This is a genomic window from Thiomicrorhabdus sp. Kp2, assembly GCF_000478585.1.
Lineage (GTDB): Bacteria > Pseudomonadota > Gammaproteobacteria > Thiomicrospirales > Thiomicrospiraceae > Thiomicrorhabdus.
On the sequence record NZ_ARWI01000001.1, the window covers coordinates 1,650,374 to 1,663,712 of the forward strand.

10 protein-coding genes are annotated in these 13,339 nt (G+C 39.4%); 5 read left to right on the forward strand and 5 right to left on the reverse strand.

Going from position 1 to position 13,339, the window contains the following annotated elements; genetic code table 11:
* Nucleotides 1-33: 33 nt before the first annotated feature.
* Complete coding sequence (locus A379_RS07640) at nucleotides 34-735, forward strand: transposase (protein WP_040727256.1); 702 nt, start codon at nucleotides 34-36, stop codon at nucleotides 733-735.
* A gap of 175 nt (nucleotides 736-910) precedes the next feature.
* Here A379_RS07640 and A379_RS07645 read toward each other — a convergent pair whose 3' ends face one another.
* On the reverse strand, nucleotides 911-1,417 hold the full coding sequence (locus A379_RS07645; RefSeq protein ID WP_040727258.1) for a hypothetical protein: 507 nt from the start codon (nucleotides 1,415-1,417) through the stop codon (nucleotides 911-913).
* A 97-nt stretch (nucleotides 1,418-1,514) separates the two neighbouring features.
* Here A379_RS07645 and A379_RS07650 point away from each other — a divergent pair, with 97 nt between their 5' ends.
* Nucleotides 1,515-2,504, forward strand: coding sequence for a hypothetical protein (locus A379_RS07650; protein ID WP_040727260.1), 990 nt, complete (start codon nucleotides 1,515-1,517; stop codon nucleotides 2,502-2,504).
* Nucleotides 2,505-2,600: 96 nt separating this feature from the next.
* The gene (locus A379_RS07655) at nucleotides 2,601-3,182 is read left to right on the forward strand and encodes a rhodanese-like domain-containing protein (protein ID WP_081696374.1); all 582 of its coding nucleotides are present in this window, start codon (nucleotides 2,601-2,603) and stop codon (nucleotides 3,180-3,182) included.
* Between the two features lie 82 nt (nucleotides 3,183-3,264).
* On the opposite strand, the gene A379_RS07660 is transcribed toward A379_RS07655, so the two are convergent.
* Nucleotides 3,265-3,885, reverse strand: coding sequence for a chorismate lyase (locus A379_RS07660; protein WP_040727263.1), 621 nt, complete (start codon nucleotides 3,883-3,885; stop codon nucleotides 3,265-3,267).
* A 224-nt stretch (nucleotides 3,886-4,109) separates the two neighbouring features.
* On the opposite strand from A379_RS07660, the gene A379_RS07665 reads away from it, so the two are divergent.
* Nucleotides 4,110-5,309 carry a methyl-accepting chemotaxis protein gene (locus tag A379_RS07665; protein ID WP_232744826.1) on the forward strand — a complete coding sequence of 400 codons (1,200 nt, stop codon included), beginning with the start codon at nucleotides 4,110-4,112 and terminating at the stop codon, nucleotides 5,307-5,309.
* Between the two features lie 364 nt (nucleotides 5,310-5,673).
* Here A379_RS07665 and A379_RS12730 read toward each other — a convergent pair whose 3' ends face one another.
* From A379_RS12730 to A379_RS07680, 3 genes are all read right to left on the reverse strand, one after another.
* Complete coding sequence (locus A379_RS12730) at nucleotides 5,674-7,980, reverse strand: methyl-accepting chemotaxis protein (RefSeq protein ID WP_051145089.1); 2,307 nt, start codon at nucleotides 7,978-7,980, stop codon at nucleotides 5,674-5,676.
* 248 nt (nucleotides 7,981-8,228) lie between these two features.
* The gene (gene recG, locus A379_RS07675; RefSeq protein ID WP_040727264.1) at nucleotides 8,229-10,301 is read right to left on the reverse strand and encodes an ATP-dependent DNA helicase RecG; all 2,073 of its coding nucleotides are present in this window, start codon (nucleotides 10,299-10,301) and stop codon (nucleotides 8,229-8,231) included.
* Nucleotides 10,302-10,420: 119 nt separating this feature from the next.
* Nucleotides 10,421-11,302 carry an HDOD domain-containing protein gene (locus A379_RS07680; RefSeq protein ID WP_040727266.1) on the reverse strand — a complete coding sequence of 294 codons (882 nt, stop codon included), beginning with the start codon at nucleotides 11,300-11,302 and terminating at the stop codon, nucleotides 10,421-10,423.
* A 315-nt stretch (nucleotides 11,303-11,617) separates the two neighbouring features.
* On the opposite strand from A379_RS07680, the gene A379_RS07685 reads away from it, so the two are divergent.
* Complete coding sequence (locus A379_RS07685; protein ID WP_051145090.1) at nucleotides 11,618-13,330, forward strand: methyl-accepting chemotaxis protein; 1,713 nt, start codon at nucleotides 11,618-11,620, stop codon at nucleotides 13,328-13,330.
* The last annotated feature ends 9 nt before the right edge of the window (nucleotides 13,331-13,339 follow it).

A 13,339-nucleotide genomic window follows, 5' to 3' on the forward strand; every position in this document is an offset into this window, starting at 1 on the left:
GACCCCAATTAAAGTGGGTTTTTAGGAGGTTTTATGGCTCGTTTGGCTCGTGTTGCCCCAGTTGGGGTGCCAGTTCATGTTTATCAGCGTGGTAATAATCACCAGGTGGTGTTTGCTGAAGAAGCGGATTTTGTTGCGTATTTGGGTTGGTTAATTGAGTATTCTCAAAGGTATGGGGTGGATATTCATGCTTGGTGTTTGATGACAAATCATATTCATTTATTGTGCACCCCAAAAAAGCAGGGGGCTATCAGTCAGATGATGCAGGCGGTTGGCAGGCATTATGTTCGTTATTTTAATTTTACTTATAAAAGATCAGGTACTTTGTGGGAAGGACGTTATAAGTCTTGTTTGGTTCAGGAAGATAGTTATTTATTGGATTTGCATCGCTATATTGAGATGAATCCTGTAACTGCGGATATGGTTCAAGAGCCTTCTGAGTATGCTTGGTCGAGCTATCAAATGAATGCATTGGGCAAGCAGTCAAAATTAGGTACTCCACATCCTTTGTATTTGGCATTAGGTGTGGATGAGAAACGTCGCCAAAGTGCTTATCGTGATCTGTTTACAGGTCATGTTTTGGGCGTAAAATTGATTGAGGAAATTGAGCAAGCGACTTTGAAGGGTATGGCTTTAGGTAATGATCAGTTTAAAGCTCAGATTGAGTTGCTTACTGGTAGAAGAGTGTCACCTAAAAAGCCTGGAAGACCAACGGGTTGGCGTAAAGTGAAATAAATTTTTTGTACTCACATTCTACTTGTCATATATTTTGATTAAAGGATTTATATTCTGTTTTCTGAATCAATGAGGTCAAATCGAAGTGCCTTTTAGAGAATTTACCAGGCCTGGCATGCCCTGTGGCCATCTACACGTTGTGAGCATAGGGTAAATTCTCTATTAACATTCAAAATTATTGCAATCGGGTTTCTTTAGGAACTTCTAAAATGGGGTCTAAATCCAGCGCCCACTCGGCGGCATTTAATGCTTGAGAGAATATCTTAATTAATGGGCCAAGCAAATCAGCATGATACGGTAGCACCACCCCTTGGCCAATTTCAGGCTCAAACGCCAGTTGCGCATTGTCACTATAAATGTCTTTAAAAGTGATTTTGGCCAGTAAAATGGGTGTTTCACCTAGAGGATAATCAGGGTTCTCGGGGAGTTCATACTCACTGTCATAATCCCCTGTTAACTGGTTTTTCTCTTTTTCTACTTGTTGTACTTGAGCGGTTTTTTCATCAAATAAAGTTTTACCCGTTGTTGGATGTTGACCATGTAACACAGGGATTAACAGTTTCATAAAACGTCGAGTAATCCATGCCAAATAGACTTGTTCATTGAGAGTTTTTATTTTTAGGAGTATTCTGTCTTCAGCAGGGTGATAAGAAGCTTGGATTTGATTGATTTTTTCGCTCATAGATTAAGTTCGGTTCATTTTATTAAAAGACAGGGTGTTTGAAAAAGTGAAAGTCTTTATTATAAGAGGTTTGCTATCATTAAGTATATTATTCTCAATGTCCGTCATGGCGATTGAACCTGCCGCTAACCTTCCTCCACCCCCTCCAGAAAAACCGCTTTTAGAGCAAATAGAAAACCCTAAAATTAAGCAATATCTTAACTCACTTGGTGATACTCAAGCCTATTTAGGTGGCTATGTACAAAGCATGGGTGAAAATGTAGATCGCTTTTTCGGCAGTAAAGATTTAGACGTTGTTTATAAGAACAATAGGCTTATTGTCTATACTCCGTTAACGCTTTATGACAACGGTGACTCTGTAAGCAGTGTGAATTTTAGAGCGCAGATTGATTTGCCTAAAACCAATAATCGCTGGAAAGTAGTGGTTTCGTCATTTGAAGGGGATGAAGAAGAAAAGGTGGATAGTTTGAATCGTTCAGAAATCACCCCAAGTAGTACACAGCAAAACGACCCTAACAGCAGCCAAAACTCCATTGCAGGACGCTATCTATTAAGTAACTCTGAAAATATGTTTAGCCATCTTGATATGGGTTTAAAGTTTATTAACTTTATTGAACCGAATCCTTTTGTTAAATACAAAATTCGCTACAAAAAAGAGAGTTCAGAAAAGATTATAAACCGAGGCACACAAACACTCTATTTTGAACGAGATAAAGGCTTTGCATGGGAAGGACAGCATGTATTCGACTATCAAAATAGTAAAAATTGGTTAAGTAGAATGCAAACAACCGCTACCTGGTGGCGTGACGATACTGAGATGCTGGTTAACCAAAGAGGGATTTTATTTGAAAAAGTGAACCCTTATCGTGCGCGCGCTTACTTTGTAGATGGCAATTGGAGTATTGTTAATGAAGGTGCTACTTTTACATCCACTGGCCTAGGGTTAAATGTACGAGAACAGCTTTATAAAGACTGGTTATTTGCAGAAGTTGAGCCTAGAGTTACCTGGTATGAAGCCGATAATTTTAATGAGCCTTTTTATAGTTTAAGGTTGATGCTGGAGATGCATTTTTATCAATTCAAATAGTTGATTTTTTATGACTGTTGATAATTAAATTTTATTAGTATGCTGTAAACAACCTCTATAAAATGCCATTTTTTTACACAATAAAGAATAATGATAATGAAAAGTAAATTATTGATTAGCGCGCTACTGCTATTTTCCTTTTTTTCACACGCTTTTGCCCAGGAAAAACAAGAAAATCTTCGCATTATGAGTGAAGCAACAGAGGATACCTCTTATACCGTTCAATTAAACGGAAAGCCATTTGTCATTACACGTCAAATGACCTCATGTGCAAAGAATAAAGGTTGGTTACAGCCCGTTATTCCAGTGGAGGGCGTACACCCAATTGCTGAAATTGAAGTGTTAAAAAGCATGAATGATGCAGAGTTTATTTTGCTTGATATGCGTGCACAAGATCATTATGTTGAAGGTACGATTCCTGGCGCTAAAAACATCCCTTATACCGAAGTATCTATGCGTTTAAATGAGATGGGCTGTGAAAAATCAGAGGGTAAATGGAACTGTGAAAAGGCTAAAAAAGTGGTGGCATTTTGTAATGGTCCTGTTTGTCCACAGTCACCGATTGCAATGAAGGCTTCAGTGCGTGAAGGTTTTCCAGCGGAGAACTTTTATTACTACCGAGGCGGAATGTTAGATTGGGCGGCTTTAGGTTTTCCAATTGTAGAGCCTGACTTTTAGGGTTTAATTTGCTCTCTATTCAGCGGTAAAAGCCTGGATTGCATTTGCATCCAGGCTTTTTTATTTGTACAAAATAGCTAAGCTATTTCTCATTGTCTATTTCTACCAGGCCTGGTAAGAATACCTCTGTTAATAATAAGGGGCTATTTTGTTGCTTAAATATCGACCGCCTTGCAAAACCAGGCCTATTCGCTTGACTTTTATCTGCAAAGTTTTCCATTAAGTACGGCCAATGATTCAGTTTATTCGTCGAAAACTCAAAATCTGAGCGTTTGATGCTCGGTAATTCAAACAGTACTTCACCTAACGGTTTACTACCTAAGTTTTGCAAATCATACCAAGGATTATCCTCGCTTAGGTTTGGAATTATCGTTCGTGCATATACCCAATTTTTATTAGCACATTTTAATAACACACACCTTACCCAGGCCTGTTCATCTCTTTGCATACCTAGCTTTTGACTTTCATTTAAGAGTGGTATTTCTAATTTTTCAGAAAGTATTACCACCTGTAAGTCGGGACAGATTGTTTTCAGTTTAGCCGTTAGGGATGTGGGTAGGGTTAGCCACGCTTGCAGAGGTCTAGAGCTAGTAATGCGGCGTATTAAAGTGGTTGGTTTCCAAAACTGTGGCAATACAGAGTGAGAGGATTTTTGCTTCTCTTGCATTAAGGCTTTAATTTTAGAGAGTCTATCTAAAGGCATTAACTATTCCTAAAAATCTGAGTTATGGCACAAGTGCTTAATTACAAAGAATTGTAAACTAGCCCAGCCATGGTAAGCAAAAACAATTCGATTTGTTTCAATAAAAGCGTTTTTTAGATAGCCGTTTTAGATAAATATTCTATTTTTAGTTAAAACTTGGATTAAATTTTGCTTATTGGAACTTATTCATTATTCACGAATTTATAAGTTAAAGGTTCAATGCCATGATTTCATTTGATTTTAGTAAACCAAGTATTTTAAGAAATATGTTTTTAGCCTTTATGGCTTTTGGGTTTGCTATGGGAGTGATTTTTCCCATTTTTGCCAACCTTTTTGTTGAGTGGAAAGAGGGAATGTTGGCATGGTTTATCCTGTCGTGCATTATTGCGGGTATCAGTATTGGTTTAGTCAATTTCTGGTTGTTAAATAAGATGTTATTACGTCGTTTACAGCGTATTGGTGAAGTGGCTAATGCCATCAGTAACAATGATATTTCACACAAGTGTTCGATGGAAAGCCATGACTTTATTGGTGACATGGCCGATAGTTTTAACTTAATGTCTCAGAACCTAAGAACGATGATCGACAGTATTGCTGATGTTTCAAAGCAATTGAGTGTTGCTTCAAATGATATGGTCTGTGTGACCGAAACAACCCAGTCGGGGGTGGAGCAGCAAAAAACGGATACCTACAATGTGGCCAATGCCGTTGAAAATATGAACAGTGCTGTGGAAGATATGTCTAATTACGCTCAAGCAGCTTTGAGTTCAGTGGATGAGGCCAATATCGCCACTGAAAAAGGCAATTTAGTAGTTAACAACACGGTTGCTTCTATTGGTTCTTTAGCCGATCAGGTTAAAGAAGCGGCAGAAGTAATTAAACGCTTAGAAAGTGACAGTGAAACCATTGGCAGTGTTTTAGATGTTATTAAAGATATTGCAGAACAGACCAACCTCCTTGCCCTAAATGCGGCGATTGAAGCAGCACGAGCTGGTGAGCATGGGCGAGGGTTTGCCGTGGTTGCAGATGAGGTAAGAATTTTAGCGAGCCGTACACAAGAATCGGCAACCGAAATTGCCTCCACGATTGTTCAATTACAAGAAGCTTCTCAGGAAGCCGTTAATGTTATGAACTTAGGGCGAAATAAAGCCAATAACAGTGTTAAACAGGTGAATGAAGCAGGCGCTTCTTTAAAACTGATTGAAACCGCAGTGAGTAATATTCACCAAATGAATTCTAAAATTTATAACGCCTCAGAAAATCAACGCAAACAAGCCGAGTTAGTAAGCAGTAATGTAAAGCAAATCAGTAATGTAGCTGAAAACGTTTCTTATGGAGCGGCACAAACTTTTCAATCCTGTTCTCAGGTAGGAGAGCTTTCTAAGCAACTTAGTAGCTTGATTGGCCAATTTCATACTAAATAAAAATAGTGGACAGCGTTTACACGCTCTTTTTTGATGCTTCTTGCCTTACTTTTTCCTTGGCAAAGCGAACAGCATAAACATAGAGCGTCCCCCTTAGTTATTTCAACTTATCCCATCTAATCACTCAGTTATTTCATTAACAAATTCTCGAGAGTTGTCGAGTTCCATTATTATTCATTAGTCTGTCCCTGGCGTGGATGGCTTAGCTAAACCACAACTTGTCTGTAAAGAAGTCAATGCAAATCGTTTGACCAGGCCTGGTTGAGATAAAAAAGGCTAGTAACAAAAAACCTGCTCAAGGCAGGTTCTTTGGATAGTTAACTCTTAGTTATATGGTATTAAACAGTAAACTCAGAGAGTTGTTTTATTTTGAAGTAAGCACTTTGGTATTGGTGTTTTGTAGCTGTTTTTGGGCTTCGAGCGAGAAGGACTCCGAAATTTTAAACGTTGCAATACTTCTAACAAGCTGCTGAGATTGTTCAGATATGGCTAATGCACTTTCTGCAGACAGTTGAACTAACTGAGCGTTCTCTTGAGTGTTGCTGTCTAACGAAACAATGGCTTGGTTAAGTTGTTCTATACCTTGTGACTGTTCAAGAGAGGATGTTGCAATCTCACTAATCATTTGTGTGACTTGTTGCATAGAGTGGCCTAATTCATCAAGTGATGAACCCGATTGCTCAGCTAGGCGCGTTCCTTCAATCACTTGGGATACAGAGCGATCAATCAGGGTTTTAATATCTTTAGCGGCCTCTGCTGATTTACCTGCCAAATTGCGAACTTCTCCTGCTACCACGGCAAATCCACGCCCATGTTCACCTGCTCGGGCCGCTTCAACCGCCGCGTTTAATGCCAGTAGGTTGGTTTGGAAAGCGATAGAGTCAATTAACCCAATAATTTGCTGTATCTGATCGCTAGATGCCTTAATGTCTTGCATAGCACCAATGGTTTTCTGCATGATTTGGCTACCTTGATCTAATGAACGGCTGGCATCGACAGTTAGGGCATTGGCTTGTTGTGCATTGTCGGCGTTATTACGCACCGCTGCAGTAATTTCTTCCATCGTTGATGCCGTGTTTTCAAGTTCCGCAGCTTGTTGACCAATTCGTCTTGATAAATCGGTATTACGCTCTGTGGTGGCATCAATATCTTCAGCGATATTACGTATTGAAACGTCAACCTGAGAAATGGTTCTTGAAAGGGTGTCAAGCGAGTCATTAATAGCATTTTTCATTTCACCTAAGTCGGCTTCATAGTCACCCTCAACGCGATGCGTTAAATCCCCCTCGGCAAGGAAGTGGATTACATGAGAAATATTGTTATTGGCCTCATGAATCGCTTTAGACATAAAGTTAATTTGCTCGCCTAAATCTCGTATAAAACCATCTAGAGCAGAAACATCAATTTGTTCACCAATGTGTCCTCTCGCGGCTTTCTCAACCATAGTTTTTAGATTTTGTTCAACAGCGGTTTGCATTTTTTCGAGTTTGACGCTTTCGGTAATGTCTTTCCACTCTGTTACAAAACCAATACGTGAACCGTCTTCACCCCAAATTGGATTGACGATGATGTTTAAGTGTAGTTCACCTAAAGTGAGTTTAGCGATATAAGTCTCTTTTAATTGACCAAGTAGTTGACGTTGATGTTCAGGATGTACATGGAATATATCAATATTTTTACCAATTAAATCATTGGCTTCAAAATGCGGTAACATTTTTTGGATGTCTGATTCAACTGACTTTAGGGTCGATAAAATGGCCTCATTCATATAGGTAATATTTAAATCATTATCGGCCAGCATAATATTAGAGGAGCTTTGATCCACTGTTGTGCGAATCGCCGAAAGTTCTTCAATTTGCAGATTGATGTGCTGTAGCATTCTATTTAAATAATGCGCTAGCTGACGGGTTTCATAACCGCCATTGATGCTGAACTTATAGTTTTTATCTAAAGTGCCGTCGATTGAACAAACTTGGTTTAGATTTTCATATATCTTTCTAAGTGGTGAAATAAGCGATCGACGAATTAACCATTCAAAGGCGATGAGTGTAATTATAAAAACACCGAAAAAGACCAAGAAAACTTCAATTTGTTTTTGAGAGGCGGCTTGTTCCAATAATGCTGAAGATTGTCTATTCCAATCTTGGCTTAGGTAGGTGTACCATTTGTCCATGGCTTTTAGGGCGTTTCGGTCATCAACCACGACTTGCGCATCAATGGCTTTTATATCCATGCCCGAATTTTTTAATTCAATGACTTTTTTAGCCTGCTCCACATACTGACTCACCACACTTTCAATTGTAGCGATGGCTTCTTTCTCAGTGATGTGTAGGGAGCCCAATTGTTTGTATTGATTTAGGTCATTATTGATGCTTTCGGCATTTTTTAATAGAGAGGTGCTATAGCTTTGTGAGCGATAGTCACTCTCGCCACGAATCACTAGGTTTTTGAAGTTATGAATAAATTGACCATAACCCAGTTGTGCTTGCACACGCTCAAAGATTTGGCTACGTGCAGAAAAATCTTCATTTAAGGTGTTTAAGTTCTGGTCAAACTTCTTTTCTAAAGAAATAAAACCAACAAAACCAGCAATATTTACAGCCAGTAAAATTGTAAAAAGTAACGCCATATTTTGTGTAGTTGTCCGCCCTGTTGGTTTTGACTGATTCATAACTTGCACCTCTTAAAGGGTTTTGTAATATGTTATTGCATTAAAAAAACAATAACTTTCTAAAATTGATTGTAACAGCTAGGCAGATTTTTCATTATCATTAAATTAAACCGTCACCTTGAGCGGCAAGTCTCTACAGCTCTTCTCGCTTGCTGTTTGTATCGTCGCTGGAAAAATTGTTAAGCAATACAAAGGCCAGTTATTTATAGAAAAAGGAGTCTATAGAGAATGAAAGGTTCCAAGAGGGTTTAGGCATGTTGATAATCGATTTTATGCCCCACCCAACGGTTTTGCAGTTTTTCAACGATGTTTGGGTTTTGTTCTACCAATGTTTTTGCCCAGAGCTGAGCGGTAGGTATCCATTGACTATCACGCTTTAAATCGGCAATTCTAAATTGTAAACCGCCAGTTTGTTTGGTGCCAAGAATTTCACCAGGCCCCCTAATTTTTAAATCTTCTTCAGCAATTCTAAAACCATCTGTGGTATCACGCATAATGTTTAAACGTGCTTTACCCGTTTCAGATAACGGAGCTTGGTAGAGCAATACACAGTGACTTTGTAAATCACCACGCCCAACTCGGCCTCGCAATTGATGAAGCTGGGCAAGGCCTAAACGTTCAGCATTTTCAATAATCATTAAGCTCGCATTAGGCACGTTTACCCCCACTTCAATCACCGTTGTGGCCACTAATAAATCAAGTTCATGCTGTTTAAAGGCATTCATAACTAATGCTTTTTGTTCACCTTTTAATCGACCATGAACCAAACCTACTCGTAAATCTGGCCAATAGTCGCTAAATTGGGTGGCGGTGACTTCTGCGGCTTGGGCGTGTAATAACTCCGATTCTTCGATTAGCGGGCACACCCAATAGGCCTGTACGCCCTCTTTACATTTGGCATATAGATGCTCCATCACCTGATGGCGTTTTTCATTGTTTAAAACAGCGGTTTCAATCGGTTTACGTCCAGGTGGCAGTTCATCAATGATCGATAAATCTAAGTCACCATAAGCGGTCATCGCCAAGGTACGAGGGATGGGGGTAGCGGTCATAATTAACTGATGAGTGTGAACGTTTTTATCATTATTTTTTTCATGCAGAGCTAGACGTTGGTGGACACCAAAACGATGTTGTTCATCAATAATCACTAAACCAAGTTGATTAAACTCAACGGCATCTTGAAAAAGTGCGTGAGTACCCACAATGACTTTGGCTTCACCAGAGGCAATTTGAGAGAGTTGATAACGTTTTTCAGCCGCTTTCATGCGGCCATTTAGCCAGGCTACGGGTATGTTTAAAGGTTCTAGCCACTCTAAAAAAGCATTGAGATGCTGTTCTGCCAAGATTTCTGTGGGAGCCATAATGGCCACTTGGTAGTTCGCATCGGCGGCTTGAATAGCGGCTAAGGCGGCAATAACGGTTTTACCAGAACCCACATCACCTTGGACTAATCTTTGCATGGGGTGTGGTTGCGCCAAATCGTGCTGTATCTCGGCTAAAACACGCTGCTGAGCATTGGTGAGCATAAAAGGTAAGCTTGCTAATAACGCATTGCAGTTTTGGCTTGGTGGTAAAGAGGGGGCGACTCGTTTTTGTTCTGTTTGGCGAAGAAGTTGTAATCCCGCTTGTTGGCTAATCAGTTCTTCTACAATTAAGCGTTGTTGAGCAGGATGGGTAAACTGTTTGATTTGTCTTAAATCATCCTCTGGTTGTGGCTGATGAAGGGTTAAAAGGGCATGGTTTAAATCGGGTAATTGAAGTTCGTTTAGAAGAGTATTTGGTAGCAACTCTTTAAGGGGGTGTTCTCTTAATAGATCAATTGCTTGGTTCATTAACTTAAGTAATGAAGCCTGTCCTAAACCTTCTGTGGTTGGATAGGTGGGGGTTAAAGTGGTTTCAAGGGTTGGTGCATCATTGGGGTTAATAAATTGGTAGCTTGGATGAACCATTTCTAAACCGTTGGGCCCAGAACGCACTTCGCCAAATACTTGTAGATGTTTACCTCGGGTAAATTGTTGCGCCTGGCGGTAATGAAAATGAAAAAAGCGTAAGGTTAAAAAAGCACCGTTTTCGGATTGAATTTTAACGAGTAAGCTGTTTCTACGCCCTCGGGTTAGAGCCTGTGAAAAAATTTCACCTTCCATTAATAGCTCTGAGCCGATGAGTGCATTTTCAATCGGGGTCAGTTTGGTTTTGTCTTGATACCGTAAGGGGAGATGAAACAGTAAATCCTGCACGACAAATAAACCTAATTTCTGTAGTTTTTCTAACTGTTTAGGGCCAACGCCTTTGAGGTTGTCGAGAGAGAGTTCAGAGAGCATATCAATAGTCTTAATCAAATTGATTAAATTCTATCAAAAACGACCAGGCCTGGTAGAAATGGTTAGAGAGAGAAGGATTTTATGAAATAAACCAGAAGAGATAAGATGAACAATCTAGGCTATTTCATAGCAAATTGGATTTCTTCATTACCAGAAAGTTCCTCAGGGATTGAGCGGAGGTCTTTGCCAAGTTGTTTTACTTTTTGTTGTGCTTTTATGTAATGGAGATTACCAATACCCAAACGTTGCATGGAGATCTTAGCAGACTCTCTGATTTCATCTGTGACATAGCGTGAATCTTCTGTTTCAGAGACAACCATTCGGGCAATGTTTAATAGGTTAATCAATTCATAAGCGTGATTTTCACCTTTAGGGCATTTTTGAATATCTTGTTGTTGGAAAAGAATACCACCGTAGACCGAGTTTTTAACGTGCCATTTTTTAGCAACGTAAATACCTATATGAGCACTGGTTGTTCGAAACGCTTTAAGCTCTTTTTCAGCGCACTCTGAAGGAGCCATTAAACTCGCTAAATAACAGGATTTGTACTTTTCGGGAGAATATTGACTCAATACAATATAACCCACATTGTAGAGTAGCCCATAAAGATAAGCATCGCTAGAGTTAAAGCCTTTTAATTTTCTAGACAATTCAACCATTGCGGTCGCTATTTTTATCGCGTGATTCACAATGATTACTGAATCACCCTTGGATTGAAAACTGAATTCAATAGCGCTTGAAAAGAAAACCGTAAAAACGCCTTTTGTGCCCAAAATATCGACCGCCTGCCTAGCGGTTGTGACCTCTTTTTTAGCCATAAAGCTTGCTACGGCCAGAAATTTAGTAAAGAGTTTGGGGTTGCGATTGATGCACTGAACAATCGTATTGATATCGGGCTCTGGCTTTAATGATTCATTTTGTAGAGCAGCCACTTCATTTGAAATCTTAGGCAGTTTTACCTTGTTTAAGATTGAAGCCGCGATGGCTAGCTTTTCTTTCATAAAATAGCGTCACAGTGATAAGAAGATTTTATTTTTAATCATTAATAAAGCCTATTCTAATGTAAAAAACAGAGCAAAGCATATTTAAAAAATGAATTGGCCTACAAGAAATTTTACCTACGAGCCTACTGTTTTTATTTGTTTATCTTTAATTAAAGAGTCATTCATAAATCCAACTCTAGTGTTTGGTATGATATTCGCTATCAATTCACCCAGAATAAGATCCTGATAATATTGGCCAAGCGAGTATTAACTTGGTATAGAGCATGGGATTGTGAATCTAAAAAATCATGCAGGTAAATTTAAGAGGTGTATATGTTTTGTAATCGATATCAAGATCAAATCCAGTCTTTGCAATTAAAGTTAGCTGACCAGGCCTCATTGTTGAGCGCTCTGGATCGTGTATCCGCAATGGTTGAATTTGATTTAACGGGAAAAATATTATGCGCTAATGAAAATTTCCTGAATACAATGGGCTATTCCATTGATGAATTGCTCTCCCAGCACCATAGAATATTCGTGGATAGTCAAGAAGCCAGTTCGGCGGAATATCAACAGTTTTGGTCTGATTTAAAAGCGGGTAATCCATGTTCGGGACGCTTTTTTAGACATAAGAAAAATGGGGATGGTGTTTGGTTAGAAGCCAGTTATAACCCTGTTTTTGATGAAGCTGGCAGGCCTGTTAAAGTGGTTAAATTTGCCACAGATATTACCGATAAAGTGGCAGAAGAACTCGATGCTAAAGCGCAAATTGCAGCCATTAATAAGGTCATGGCAGTTATCGAGTTTAAGCCAGATGGAACCATTGTAAATGCCAATGATAATTTTCTAAAAACGATGGGATATTCTTTGTCAGAAATCACAGGTCAGCATCATAAGATGTTTGCCGAAGCCCATTATGCAACAACCAAAGAATATGCCGAATTTTGGAACGCTTTAGCGCAAGGTCAAGCTTTTAGCGGAACCTATTGCCGATTAGGAAAGAACAATAAAAAAGTTTGGTTAGAAGCGAGTTACAACCCTATTTTGGATTGTCAGGGTAAAGTGATTAAAGTCATAAAATATGCAACTGATATTGGCTCAAATCCTAATGCTCAATTATTAGATAAGGTGGTTGAGGATGTGGCAAATACCATCTCTGCCATTGCTCAAGGGAATCTCGCTGTTAAGATGACTAACCACTTAAACGCTAACCAGCAGAGCTTATACGATGAGGATATTAAAAAGCTCAGTCAATCTGTAGAGCATATGGTTTCGAAATTAAAAGAGGTCATTCAGGTCGCTTCTAATGCAGCCACCATGGCTAAACGTTCTGCTGCAGAAATCTCAAACGATGCCATTAGTCTAAATGAACGTGTTCAACAGCAAGTTAAAGAGCTTCAGAATACATCGAAAACGATGGATGATATGAATAGTGCGGTGCAAGAGACATCTCAACATACACAAAAAGCAAACCAAGTGGCAGAAGAGGTTCAGTCTAAAGCGAACCAAGGTGTTCAAGTAATGCAGCAAACGATTGATGCCATGTCGAGTATTCAAGAGTCCAGTGAAAAGGTGGCAGACATTGTGACACTGATTGATGGCATTGCCTTTCAAACGAATTTATTGGCATTGAATGCGGCGGTAGAGGCGGCTCGAGCAGGTGAGCAAGGTCGAGGCTTTGCAGTGGTAGCGGGCGAAGTGCGTTCTTTGGCACAAAAGTCAGCAGAAGCGGCTAAAGACATCAAGAACTTAATTGATGAAACCGTTTCTCGTGTTAACCAAGGTTCAGCAATGGCAAGTGAATCTGGGCAGGTATTGTCGAGTATCAATGAATCGATTACTGAAGTAACCAATATGATTTCTCAGATTGCAGGCGCTTCACAAAATCAGGCAAATGGCATTAATGATGTACATCACTCTATTCGTCATTTAGAAAAATCTACCCATGAAAATGCCGCGATGGTAGAAAACACTTCAACGAATGCAAAAAATCTTAACGAGCAGTCTGAGATTTTAAGCGATGATATTGCTTACTTTAAGTTTTAGTATAGAGCA

What these genes read in the sequence shown, in the direction of transcription:
- A379_RS07640 (WP_040727256.1), top strand. Translation starts at nt 34, where the DNA reads ATGGCTCGTTTGGCTCGTGTTGCCCCAGTTGGGGTGCCAGTTCATGTT.
- A379_RS07645 (WP_040727258.1), bottom strand. Translation starts at nt 1,417, where the DNA reads ATGAGCGAAAAAATCAATCAAATCCAAGCTTCTTATCACCCTGCTGAA.
- A379_RS07650 (WP_040727260.1), top strand. Translation starts at nt 1,515, where the DNA reads ATGTCCGTCATGGCGATTGAACCTGCCGCTAACCTTCCTCCACCCCCT.
- A379_RS07655 (WP_081696374.1), top strand. Translation starts at nt 2,601, where the DNA reads ATGAAAAGTAAATTATTGATTAGCGCGCTACTGCTATTTTCCTTTTTT.
- A379_RS07660 (WP_040727263.1), bottom strand. Translation starts at nt 3,885, where the DNA reads ATGCCTTTAGATAGACTCTCTAAAATTAAAGCCTTAATGCAAGAGAAG.
- A379_RS07665 (WP_232744826.1), top strand. Translation starts at nt 4,110, where the DNA reads ATGATTTCATTTGATTTTAGTAAACCAAGTATTTTAAGAAATATGTTT.
- A379_RS12730 (WP_051145089.1), bottom strand. Translation starts at nt 7,980, where the DNA reads ATGAATCAGTCAAAACCAACAGGGCGGACAACTACACAAAATATGGCG.
- recG (WP_040727264.1), bottom strand. Translation starts at nt 10,301, where the DNA reads ATGCTCTCTGAACTCTCTCTCGACAACCTCAAAGGCGTTGGCCCTAAA.
- A379_RS07680 (WP_040727266.1), bottom strand. Translation starts at nt 11,302, where the DNA reads ATGAAAGAAAAGCTAGCCATCGCGGCTTCAATCTTAAACAAGGTAAAA.
- A379_RS07685 (WP_051145090.1), top strand. Translation starts at nt 11,618, where the DNA reads ATGTTTTGTAATCGATATCAAGATCAAATCCAGTCTTTGCAATTAAAG.